Here is a 12,547-nt window from a genome sequence, read left to right as displayed (position 1 = left end):
ATATTTGTGTATTGAGTTCAGATGTTTGATCTTCTGTTCGGACTCGGCGTAGGCCCGGCAGCGCTTCTCATCGCCGCTCAACGCGGCGATCAGCGCGACCAGGCCGCTCAGGTGCCCGACTCGGTGGGGCTGGCCAAGGTCACCGGCGAGTTTCAGCCCTTCGGTGGCCTGCCTGAGCGCTTCGGCGTTGCGGCCGCTCAGCAGGAGTGCCTGGGCCTGGAGTTGCAGGGCGTACGGCAGGAGCCCCCTCAGGTCCTGGTGGCGGCAGTCGGCGACCAGCGTGGAGGTCAGGCGCAGCGCCGAGCCGGCGTCGGCGGCCATCAGGCCCAAAGAGGTGGCGGTCATGGCTTGCTGGGTGGCCAGGGCGGGCGTGTGCTCGACCAGCTCGCCGATGGCGGCGAAGCCGCTGAACGGGCCACCGGCCATGATGTTCGCCAGTGTGGGCAGGGAGCGGGCCAGCGGAGCAGACCAGGTGGACTGGGCTCCTGATCGCGCGACCTGCGAAGGAGCTCGCGAAGCCGCCGGTGCCGCCCAGACCGCGGCGGCGATCTGGGCGGCGAGCCCCTCATCGCCGCTGTAGCCGAACAGGCGGATCGCGTCGGCGATCATGACGAGGGCCATGGCGTGGTCGTCGTCGCCGATCCTGGCCGCCGAATCCAGCAGCATCCGCGCGGCTTTGGCCGGCGAGCCGATCTCGGACTCCACGGTGGCCAGCACGCGGGCGGCCGAGGCCAGCGTCGAGGGTTCGGCGCTCAGCTTGGTCGCGCAGGTCGCCAGGTCCGCCGCGCGACGCAGCTGGCCGGCGTAGCACGTGGCGAGCGCGGCGGCGGCATAGCGCCGGGCGCGTAGCTCGGGGTCGGTGGTCAGCTCGGCCGCGTGCTCCAGCGACGACGACGTCCCGATGGTCTCCAGCTCGCGCGCGATCTCCTCGTCCGGCCCCAGCGCGGCGGCGGCGAGATGCCAGACCCGCCGCTCGGGCGACGCCTCGGCCAGGGCTCGGTGCGCGGCGATGCGGGCCGAGACCGGCGCGGACTGGTAGGCGGCGACCAGGATCAGCAGGTGATGAGGGGTGAGCCCGGCCGGCCTCACCTCGACCAGTTGGGCGGTCTCGGCGGGCTCCAGATCAGCCGGGGTCGCTCCGGCGGCGGCAAAAAGCTCGGACTGAGAGGCCGGAATCGCCCCGGCAGCGGCGAGAAGCTCGGGCAGAGAGGCCGCGGGGTCGGCGGCGGCCAGCAGGAGGAGGAAGCGAGTGCGCTCAGGCAGGGCGCGTAAGCACGCGCCGTACAGCTGATCGGCCCGCCGCGAACGCCCGGGCCAGTCGGTGTAGAGGCCCAGCGGCGACAGCCTGCCCTCGACCTGCGCAGGGCTGATCCCCGCAGCCAGCTCGCACAGGGCCAGGGGATTGCCGCCGGCATCGCCGACGATCCGCTCACGCACCTGCGGGGCGATGCCCGGCCTGCACTCGGCGACGATGTCCAGCGCCGCCTTCCTGCCGACACCTGGCAGGTCCAGCTCGTCGATCCCCTGGAGGGCAGGCAACTCGCCCTCGGCGGCCACCAGGATCACCACGCGCGCGGCGGCGAGGCGGCGGACGCAGAAGGACAGGACCGCCAGGCTCTCCCGGTCGAGCCAGTGCGCGTCGTCGATCAGGCAGAGCACGGGCCGCCTCCCCGCCAGGTGGCGCAGGAGGTTCCAGACGGGCAGATACGGAGAACGCAGCCAGGCGGGATCGCCGACCGCGCGCATGTCAGGCGGCTCCGGCTCGCCCAGGCGGTCGAGGACGTCCCGATGCTGGGCAGCCAGGTGTTTCCAGTGCGGGCGGGTGGTCGCCAGCAGCATGTGCAGGCCGCCGTACGGGAGGTGAGACTCCTCCGGGCTGCCCGAGGCGCGGAGCACGATTTGATCACTAGCGATCTCGGCCGCGAAGGCGAGCAGCGCGCTCTTGCCCGCTCCGGCTTCCCCGCGCATCATCAGGGCGCCGCTCTCACCAGCGAGAAGTCGCGTGATCCTGGCCTGCTCCGCGATGCGCCCGTGCAGCACGAGGCGAGAGTACCTGACTCGTAGTGGATCTCATACCTGACTGGGAGCATTCGGACGCCCTCGATCCACGTCATCCGTACAGATGTGGGACGGACAGGTCGCGACTACGGTCGCCGCCGGAGGTCGGCATGAGGAATCGTTGGGCCACCCGTCTTTGCGCGGCACTGACAGTGACCACCCTTGTCATCAGCGTCGCAGGCCAGGCAGCCTACGCGGCTCCCAAGGAGCCCACGCTCCCCGAGCAACGGCTGGGCTCGGCGGCGAACCGTGCCCACCAGGTGGCGGCGGACGCGACCCGGTCGCAGACCGAGCCGCCAGTGCGGGCCGCCGCCAAGCCGCCCAAGGGGACCGTGCCCCGGGAAGCCCCGCAGCCGCCCAAGCCTGTCTCCCGTCTGTCGAACACACCGCAGCGGGTGGGCAAGGCGGCCGGCAAGCCAGGCAACAGGGAAGTCCACGGGTTCGACGCCGAGCAGAGCCGGGCGGTGCCCAGGCTGGGCGACGCGACGTCGAAGGTCTTCCAGAACCCCGACCACACCTACACCGTGCGCACGTACTCCAGGCCTGTGCGGTACCGGACGGCCGCGGGGGAGTGGGCGGACATCGACGTCAACCTGACCAGCGCGGACGGACGCTGGCGGCAGGCGGCCAACGACGTCGGGGTCGAGGTGGCCGACGACGCCGCCGACCCCAGGCTCCAATCGCTCACCTTGGACGAGGAGCACAGCCTGTCCTTCGCCCTCCAAGGGGCAAAAAACACCAAAGCCAATATTTCTCGAAATGTCGCGAAGTACGGCGAGGTGCTGCCTGGGACGCACATCGAGGTCGAGGCCACCTGGAACGGCATCAAGGAGTCGCTCGTCCTGACCTCGCGCCAGGCCGCGACGGGCCCCTGGGACTTCCCCTTCCAGGCCAAGGGTTTGACGCCGCGAAGCTCGCCGCAGGGCGTGGAGTTCGTCGACGAGCAAGGCGCCGTCCGCATCACCATCCCCGCCGGATTCATGCGCGACGCCGCGGGCGTCCGCTCCGACGCGGTCCACTACACCCTCATCGGCAACGTCCTGCGAGTCAGCGCCGACCAGAAGTGGCTGCACGCCAAGAACCGCGCGTTCCCGGTGGTCATCGACCCCTCCTCCTACGTGCGCACCACCAGCAGCGCCGCCTCCGACACCTACGTCGACAACCAATCCGGCACCAATCACTCCGGCAGCGACCAGCTCCTGGTCGGTTCCCAGGACGGCACCAAGCGCAACAACACCTACATCAACTTCAACCTCGCCTCCCAGATCCCCCACGCCTACGTGACCGGCGCCGCGCTCTTCCTCTACAACACCCTGTCGAACTCCTGCTCAGCCAACCCCGTCACGGTGAAGGCGATCACCAGCAGCTGGAACGTCGGCACGATCGCTTCCTATCCCGGCGTGACTCTCGGCGACACCTGGGGCTCGGCCAGCTTCACCGGCGGCGTCACCTGCGGCGGCGCCGGCTGGGCGTGGATCGGGATCAACAGTGCGGGCCTGTCCGCCCTGTCGGACTGGGCCAACGGCGCGGGTAATAACGGCCTGGCGCTGACCGCCGACAGCTTCAAGGAGTTCGCCAGCGCCAACTCGGCCAACCCGCCGTACCTGCAGGTGGATTACAGCCCCTGGCGAGCGCTCTACGCGATCGACTCCGGTGCCACGATCGACCCGCCGGTGACGGCCAACAGCGCCGGCAGGCTCCCCGTCACCGTGATCAACAACGGGATGAACTCCTGGTCCGCCGGCACGGTCAAGCTGGGCTACAAGGTGTACACCACCGGCGGCACTTTCGTGGGCAGCTCCACGTCGGCGGCCGGCCTGCCCGCCACGATCGCCAACAACGGCTCGGCGAAGCTGAGCGCCACGATCGACCCGCTCAACCCGGGCTCGTACCAGGTCTGCTGGGACATGGTGACGAACGGGCAGTTCTTCTCCGACTGGGGCGTACCCGTCTGGTGCGTAAGCCTGACCGTGGTCAACGTGCCGCCCCAGATCGACTCGATGTGGCCGGGCAGCGGGTACGTGGAGTCCACGCTGACGCCGGAGTTCACGGCCACCGGCCATGACGAGGACGAGTGGCCCGGCGGGGAGCTGAACTTCGTCTTCAACGTCTGCCTGGCCTCCGACCCCGACACGTGCCCCGCGACCGGCCTGGTCACGGGCGACTCCAACACCGGTGAGCAGACCGCGAACTGGGCGGTGCCGCAGGGCAAGCTCAAGTGGGGCGAGCAGTACATGTGGCAAGCCCTGGTCACCGACGGCAAGAACTCCAGCCCGGCGACCGGGTGGAGCACATTCCGCACGGTCGTGCCGCAGCCCCTGGTCTCCTCACACGTCTCCGACAGCGCGGGCACGGCCGCCGTCAAGGGCGTCGACCCGCTGACCGGCCAGTACTCGGCCACCACCACGGACGCGAGCCTCACCACCGCCGGTCCCGCGCTGGCGATCACCCGTTCGTACAGCAGCCTGAACTCCCGCACGGGGATGTTCGGCGTCGGCTGGACCACCGCCTACGACATGAAGGTCGTCACCGACAACGACCTGACGGGCAACGTGGTGGTCACGTATCCCGACGGGCGGCAGGCGCGCTTCGGACGCAACCCCGACGGCACGTACGCGCCGCCCGAGGGCCGGTCGGTGAGCTTGGTGAAGACCGATCTGGCCTGGTTCCTCCGCGACAAGTCCGGCGGCGCGTACGTGTTCGACCCGAACGGCCGGTTGACCGCGATCTACGACGACGACCAGCACGGCGAGTACCTCACCTACAACGGCGACGGCACCCTCGCCAAGGTCGTGAACAAGGTCAGCGGCCGCGGCCTCTACTTCACCTGGAACAGCGGGCTGGTGACCTCGGTCGCCACCGATCCCGCCCAGGGAGCGCCCGCGTGGACCTACGGCTACGGTTACGGCCTGCTCGCCCGCGTCTGCCCGCCGGGCACGACGACGGCCTGCACGAAGTACTCCTACAAACTGGTGTCGCACTACCGGACGGCCGTCGTGGACGCCGCCCCCGCGATGTACTACCGGCTCCACCAGAGCACGACCAACGAGACCCAGCTGTTCGTCGGCCAGGACGACGCGGAGGCGGTCAACCTGGCCTACGGCGCGGCGGGCGCTCCGGCCGGGACCACGGACGGCTCGGCGACGTTCAACGGCACGAGCTCCTACCTGCGCATGCCGTACAACATCACCGACGACACCACCTACGCGGCGGTCGGGATGTGGTTCAAGACCACTAAGGCCGGCGTGCTGTACGGCGCGCAGATGAACACGCTGGAGGACTCCCGGGGCCCGCTCCCGTGGGGCTTCCTGCCGATGCTCTACGTCGGGACCGACGGGAAGTTGCACGGCCAGATGGCCGACGACGGCAGCTGCGGATCGATGACGTCGACCGCGGCGGTGAACGACGGGGCCTGGCACCACGTGGTGCTGACCTCGAGCGGAACCTGGCAGAGCCTGTACGTGGACGGGTCGATCGTGGCCAGCCGCTCCAAGCAGATCAAGGCGACCCATCTGCCGTACGCCAGCGTCGGGGCGGGCTACATGACCACCTCGGGCTGGTGCCCCGCCGCGCCCACCGACGCGCGCGGCCACTTCACCGGCCAGATCGACGACCCCGCCTTCTACACCCACCCGCTCGGCCCCACGGCCGTCGCCGCCCAGTACGCGGCCGGGCAGTACACGGGTGTGCTGGAGACGGTCAAGCTGCCCTCGGACAAGCTGCAGGCCACACTCGCCTACGACACCCAGAGCGACCGCGTCGCCTCGGTGACCGACGCCAACGGCGGGCAGTGGCGGGTCTACCCCGCCCAGACGCAGGCCGGCGCCGACTACTACCCGAACGCGGTCCTGAGTGCCCGGCCGCGCGAGTACTACCGCCTCGCCGAATACTCCGGCACCCGGGCGGCCAGCGCGGCGTACGGCGACGGGCGCGAATCCGACGCGACCTACCACAACGTCACCCTGAACCAGACCGCGCCCATCTTCCTGGCCACCGGCGGCGACACGGCTGCCGGGTTCAACGGCTCCACCTCCTACCTGGAGCTCCCCGACGGAGAGATCAAGGGCGGCGGCGACCTCTCGGCAGAGTTGTGGTTCAAAACCGCCAAGCCCGGCGTACTGCTCGCCTACCAGGCGCAGGCCATCACCGACCCGGCCGGGCCGCAGGCGAACTACACGCCCGCGCTGTACGTCGGGACGGACGGCAGGCTGCGCGGCCAGTTCTGGGACGGCGCCGCGATCGCGCCGATCACCACGAGCACGACCGTGACAGACGCGAGCTGGCACCACGCCGTCCTGACGGCCTCCGGCGACACCCAGTGGCTCTGGCTGGACGGTGCCGTGGTCGGGACCAGGTCAAAGGGGCCGGTATCCACGATCGCGCAGAACCATGTCTACGTCGGCGCCGGCTTCATCGCGGGCAACTGGCCCGCCAAGCCCTCGGACACCCTGGGCCACTTCACCGGCACCATCGACGAGGTGGCGCTCTACTGGAACAGCCTGAGCACGGACGCGATCGAGGCGCACTACCACGACGTCGCGACGTTCGGCATCCCCGCCACCACCGTGCTCGCCGCCGACCCGCGCGGCAAAGCGATGGTCTACGCCTTCGACCCCCAGCACGGCGGCCGCCCGACCTCGCTGTACGACGCCTCGGGCGGCACCACGCGCTACGGCTACGACCTCAACGGCAACCTGGCCTCGGTGACCGACCCGGATGGGCACACCACCCAGCTGTTCAACGACAACCGGGGCAACCCGGTCATGAAGGTGACCTGCCGGGCACCGCGCTCCTGCCAGACCTCCTACTTCACGTACTACCTGGACCCCGACGACCCGCTGGACCCCCGGAACGACAAGCTCACCGGCGCGTTCGACGCCCGGGCCACCGCCGGGAACGACACGGCGCACCGCACCAGCTACACCTACGACATCTCGGGCGACCTGCTCAGCGTCACCACACCTCCCGTGAGCGGATCCGCCAACGGCCGCACCACCAGGTACACCTACACCGACGGCACCGAGGCCGCCGCCGACGGCGGCACCGTCCCGGACGGGCTGCTCGCCTCCGTGACCACCCCCGGCGGCAAGGCCACCCGGTACGGCTACCGCCAGAACGGCGACCTCGCCCAGGCGGTGGACCCGGCCGGCCTCACCACGAAGTACGACTACGACAGCGCCGGCCGGCCCATCACCGTGACCGAGATCTCCGACACGTTCCCGAACGGCGTCGTCACCTCCATGGGGTACGACGCCCTCAACCACCTCACCGCCACCGTCGGCCCCGCGACCACGGACGTGATCAGCGGCGTCAAGCACCTCCCGTGGGTCATCTACACGTACGACGTCGACGGCAACGTCTCCAAGGTCGAGCGGACGGACCCCACCGGCAAGGACGCCACCCGCACCACGACCTACACCTACGACTCCGCCGCCCGCGTCTCGTCCGTCAAGGACGCCGCGGGCAGCACCACCACCTACGGGTACGACCCCTACGGCAACCTCACCAGCACCGTGGACGCCACCGGCGCCGACTACCGGCGCACCTACGGACCGACCGGCCTGCTGCTGACCACCAGCCTGGCCAACTGGGTGGGCGACCCGCTGGACAACGACTCACCCAAGGAGCTGGTCCTCGAATCGCGCGCCTACGACCCGGCCGGGCGCCTGGCCACGGTCACCGACGCCATGGGCCGTACCACCCGCTACCGCTACTTCGACGACAACCTGCTCGAATCGGCTTGGGCCGAGGGCTTCCACAACGCGGACGGAACCACCCGGGACATCCCGCTCCAGCAGAACACCTACGACAGCGCGGGCAACCTCATCCAGCAGATCACCGGCAACGGCAAGAGCACGACCACCTACACCGTGGACGCCGCCAACCGGGTCAACGAGGCCCTGCTGGACCCCTCCGGCATCAAGCGCAAGACCACGTACGGCTATGACGATGACGACCACCTGACCTCCCTGGTACAGGCGCAGAACAGCGCCTACACCTGGACCACGTTCGGCCTCGACGCGCTTGGCCGGCCCCTCTCCCAGAAGGTCTGGGACGGCGACGAATGGCTCACGACCTCCTGGACCAGGGACCAACGGGGCGCCCCGCGGACGATGACCGATCCCCGTGGTGCGGTGACCGACTACACCTACGACGAGGCGGGCCAGCTCACCACGACCAAGGCACCGACGGTGGCCATCGAGCACTCGGGCGGCACGCCGTACAACGTCAGACCGACGACGCGGGCCGGCTACAACAGCTTCGGCGACGTCGTGACGAGCGAGGACGCCGAGGGCTACCGGACCACGATCACCTACGACGGCATGAGCCGGCCGCTCGTCCTCACCCTGCCCTCCTATACGCAGGTAGGCGCCGGTGCCACGGTGACCGCGGGCTCCACCACGACGTACGACGGGCTGGGCCGCGCGATGAGCGTCGTGGACGCGCTCGGCCACGGCGACACCTACACGTACGACCAGCTGAGCAACGTGGTCGCCACCACCGACGCGGCGGGCAACCGGTCGCGGTCGGGCTTCGACGCGGCCGGGGAATGGCTCTGGACGCGGGACCAGGCGGGCCGGGTGACCGGGGCGACGTACGACGACCTCGGCCGCCGGATCTCCACCACCGACGTCGACCGCACACCGACCTCAGCCGGGTACACCACCACCTACGAGTACGATGACGCGGGCAACCTGACCTACGTCACCTCGCCGTCGGGCGCGCGCAGCCAGTTCGGCTACAACGCGGCGGGCGAGGTCGTGGTCGACGTCAACCCGCTGGTCCAGGCCCACTGGTACACCCGCGACCACGCCGGCCGGGTGACCAAGGTCCTCAACCCGGACGGCACCAGCAGCACGCTCGCGTTCGACGGCGCCGGCCGGGCGACCGCGGTGGCCGATCTCGACGCGTCGGGCAAGCAGCTGCGGTCGATGACGATCGGCTACGACGCGGGGAGCAACCCGGTCACCGTCAACAGGCCTGGCGGCGGGGTCGCCACCTACGACTACGACGCGCTGAACCGGCTGACCGGCCAGCACGAGAAGACCACGTCGACGCACACCGTCACCACGACATTCGGCTACGACGCGGTCGGCAACCGCACCCGCTTCACCGACGGCAACGGCAACGCGACCTCGTACGCCTACAACCCGTGGAACCTCCAGACGGCGATGTTCGTCCCGGCGACCACGGCCTACACCACGCTCGCCGACCGCCGGACGATCACCGACTACGACGCGGCCGGCCGCCCCGTCCAGGTCACCAAGCCGGGCGGGGTCACCGTCGCCCGCACCTTCGACGCGCTGAACCGGCTCACCGCGGAGACCGGCGCAGGCGCCGAGACCGCCACGACCGCCCACAGCTTCGGCTACGACACCGTGGGCCGGCTGACCTCGGCCGGCGGCAACACCTTCGGCTACGACGATCGCGATCATCTCGTCAGTACGGCGGGGCCGTCCGGCACGGCGTCCTTCACCTACGACGCCGACGGCCGTATGAAGACCCGCACCGACAAGGCGGGCACGGCCACCTACGACTACGACGGGGGAAGCCGCCTCAGCACGGTCCGCGACCCGCTCACCCGCGGGACCTCGACCTACTCCTACGACTCGATGGACCAGCTCAAGGCCGTGGACTACGGCGGCGCGAAGCGCTCCTTCGAATACGACGCGCTGCACCGGCCCACCTCCGACACGCTCAAGACCACCGCGGGCGCGGTGCTGGCCGCCATCGCCTACGGCTACGACGACGCCGACCGGCTCACCAGCAAGACCACGACCGGTACGGCGGGCGCGGGGGCGACGGCGGCTGGGGCGAGGACCTGCGCTCCTACCGCGACGCCGCCTGGATCGGCCGCGGCGCCTCGACCCCGTCGCAGACCGCCTGGGCGCTGCTGGCCCTGCTCGCCGCCGGCGAGCGCTCGCCGGCGGTGGAAGGCGGAGTGCGCTGGCTGGTCGAGCGTCAGCGGCCGGACGGCACCTGGGACGAGCCCTACTTCACGGGCACCGGCTTCCCCGGCGACTTCTACATCAACTACCACCTCTACCGGCTGGTCTTCCCGATCAGCGCCCTGGGACGTTACCTGTCCCGCGAGGGAGCGCCGTTGCCTGGACTGAGGAGCGCCGGGAGCGAAGCGACCAGAGCGACGAGGGAAGGCAACGGCGCTCAGCGACCGAGCCGCCTCCGCGAAGCGGAGACCATAAGCAGGGAGCCCTCATGAACGGCCTGCTCATCTGTGCCGCGCTCGGCATCGAGGCCCGCGCGATCAGGCGTGGCCTTCCGGCCCACCGGACCGGCGCGAGGGTGATCGTCACCGGGATCGGCCCGCGGCGGGCGGCCCGCGCGGCCGCCTGCCTGGGCGGGCAGGAGGCGGTGGCGGTGGTGGGGTTCGGCGGCGCCGTCGACAGGAGCCTGCGGCCGGGCGACGTCCTGGTGGCGAGCGAGGTCCGGTTCGGGGGGCGCGTGCATCCCTGTCCTTCGGCTCCCCTCCTCGCGGGTGAGCTGGCCCGCGCCGGCCTGCCCGCCAAGGTCGGTCCGCTGGTCACCGCCGATCACGTCATTAGAGGCGCGGAACGCCGGCGCCTCGCCGCCATAGGCGCGTACGCCGTGGACATGGAGACCGGGCCCCTGGCTCGCGCCGCCGCGGGGCGGCCGCTGGCCGCCGTGCGGGTCATCGTCGACACGCCGGAGGCGCCGCTGCTGAGCCCGGCGACGCTCGCCCGTGGCCTCGCCGCCCGCCGCACGCTCCGCGCGCTCGGCCCCGTCCTCGTGCGCTGGGCGGCGGCCACCGGCCCGCGGTTGATGAACGCCCCCGAGACCGAGCAGTTCTCGCTACCCAAGGAATCGCTGCCATGACGATCCCGGTTCGGCAAAGCCTGCGTATCGGCGGCTACATCCTCGGCCAGCGGCTCCGGGGACGGACGAAGTTCCCGCTGCTGGTGGAGCTGGAGCCGCTGTTCGCGTGCAATCTCCAGTGCGCCGGCTGCGGCAAGATCCAGCACCCCGCCGACGTGCTGAAGCGGCGCATGCCGGTGGAGCAGGCCGTCGCCGCCATCCAGGAGTGCGGCGCCCCCATGGTCTCGATCGCCGGTGGGGAGCCGCTGATGCACCCGCAGATCGGCGAGCTGGTCCGCCGCCTCGTCGCCATGAAGAAGTACGTGTTCCTCTGCACGAACGCGCTGCTGATCCCCAAGAAGATCGACGAGTTCGAGCCCTCCCGGTACTTCACCTGGACCGTGCACATCGACGGCGTTCGCGAGCGACACGACGCCGCGGTGTGCAAGGAGGGGGTCTTCGACGAGGCGGTCGCCGCCGTGCGCGAGTGCCAGCGGCGCGGCTTCCGGGTCACGACCAATACGACGTTCTTCTCCTCCGACAGCCCGCAGACCGTCATCGAGGTGCTCGACTACCTCAACAACGAGCTCGCCGTCGACCAGATGATGATCTCCCCCGCCTACGCGTACGAGAAGGCGCCCGTCCAGGACCAGTTCATGGGCGTGCGGGAGACACGCGCGCTGTTCCGGGAGGCCTTCGCCGGTGGGCGGCGGCGCCGCTGGCGGTTCAACCACTCGCCGCTGTTCCTGGACTTCCTGGAGGGCCGGATCGAGCTCCCGTGCACGGCCTGGGCCATCCCGTCGTACTCGCTGTTCGGCTGGCAGCGGCCGTGCTACCTGATGGCGGACGGATATGCGCAGACCTACCGCGAGCTGATCGAGGACACCGACTGGTCGGCGTACGGCCGGGGCCGCGACCCGCGGTGCGACAACTGCATGGCGCACTGCGGCTACGAGCCGACCGCCGTCCTGGCCACGCTCGGCTCCCTGAAGGAGTCACTGCGTGCCATCAGGAACGGCTGACCCTTGGACGCGCCCGAAGCGCCGCGCGAGCACCCGGAACGGGCCGGGAGCGGCTCCGCGCAGCCTGGCGGGCACCCTCAGCCATCCCGGCACGAACGACTCCGGCCGGCCGTGCCGGATCGCCGCCACGATCGCCCGCGCCACCCGCTCCGGCGCGATCGGCACCGGCCAGCCGCGCGTGTACGGGGCGCCGCGCCGTACGAAGAAGGGCGTGTTCACCACGCCGGGCAGCAGGACGGACACGCCGACGCCCGGCACGTGGTGCAGCTCATGACGCAAGCCCTCCGCGAAGGCGATCAGCCCCGCCTTCGTGGCCGAGTAGACCGCCTCCTGCGCCACGCCCACCGCCCCGGCGATGGAGGCCACGAACACGACGTGCCCCCGGCCCGCCTCCACCATCCCCGGCAGCAGCGACCGCGTGAGCGCGATCGGCGCGGCGAGGTTGACGGCCAGCAGCTCCTCGACGCTGCCGGCCGGCATCCGCACGAACGGCCCGGCCCACCCCACCCCGGCGTTGCTCACCAGGACGTCGACGTGACCGGCCCGCTCGGCGAGATCGTCTGCCTGCGTGGCGACGTCGCACACCAGCACGCGCCCGCCCGTCGCCGCGGCGACGGCCGCCCGGCGTTCGG

The 12,547-nt window shown here is 70.8% G+C and carries 5 protein-coding genes and 1 pseudogene; 4 read left to right on the top strand and 2 right to left on the bottom strand.

What is annotated here, in order from left to right; all coding sequences use genetic code 11:
• A partial coding sequence (locus AB0J09_RS38580) for an ATP-binding protein (protein ID WP_360702198.1) occupies positions 1 to 2,040 on the bottom strand: 2,040 nt, incomplete at its 3' end.
• A 128-nt stretch (positions 2,041 to 2,168) separates the two neighbouring features.
• Here AB0J09_RS38580 and AB0J09_RS38575 point away from each other — a divergent pair.
• From AB0J09_RS38575 to hpnH, 4 genes and pseudogenes are all read left to right on the top strand, one after another.
• Positions 2,169 to 9,575: pseudogene (locus tag AB0J09_RS38575) on the top strand (LamG-like jellyroll fold domain-containing protein); the annotation flags it as partial.
• Positions 9,576 to 9,721: 146 nt separating this feature from the next.
• Positions 9,722 to 10,279: a hypothetical protein gene (locus tag AB0J09_RS38570; protein ID WP_360702201.1), complete on the top strand. Its 558-nt coding sequence runs from the start codon at positions 9,722 to 9,724 to the stop codon at positions 10,277 to 10,279.
• On the top strand, positions 10,276 to 10,914 hold the full coding sequence (locus AB0J09_RS38565; RefSeq protein ID WP_360702195.1) for a hypothetical protein: 639 nt from the start codon (positions 10,276 to 10,278) through the stop codon (positions 10,912 to 10,914). Before AB0J09_RS38570 ends, AB0J09_RS38565 begins: the two co-directional genes overlap by 4 nt.
• A complete protein-coding gene (gene hpnH, locus AB0J09_RS38560) occupies positions 10,911 to 11,915 on the top strand; it encodes an adenosyl-hopene transferase HpnH (RefSeq protein ID WP_360702193.1) in 1,005 nt (334 codons plus the stop codon). Before AB0J09_RS38565 ends, hpnH begins: the two co-directional genes overlap by 4 nt.
• Here hpnH and AB0J09_RS38555 read toward each other — a convergent pair.
• On the bottom strand, positions 11,889 to 12,547 hold a 659-nt coding region (locus tag AB0J09_RS38555; RefSeq protein ID WP_360702190.1), incomplete at its 5' end, for an SDR family NAD(P)-dependent oxidoreductase. The two genes, hpnH and AB0J09_RS38555, sit on opposite strands and share 27 nt — an antisense overlap.

Source organism: Nonomuraea sp. NPDC049784 (genome assembly GCF_040659615.1).
Lineage (GTDB): Bacteria > Actinomycetota > Actinomycetes > Streptosporangiales > Streptosporangiaceae > Nonomuraea.
The sequence above is the reverse complement of the archived record's forward strand: the minus strand, read 5'-3'. Positions and strand labels throughout refer to the sequence as shown.

Bases quoted from the DNA above. Each gene is read 5' to 3' on its own strand.
- hpnH (WP_360702193.1), top strand. From the start codon at position 10,911: ATGACGATCCCGGTTCGGCAAAGCCTGCGTATCGGCGGCTACATCCTC.
- AB0J09_RS38565 (WP_360702195.1), top strand. From the start codon at position 10,276: ATGAACGGCCTGCTCATCTGTGCCGCGCTCGGCATCGAGGCCCGCGCG.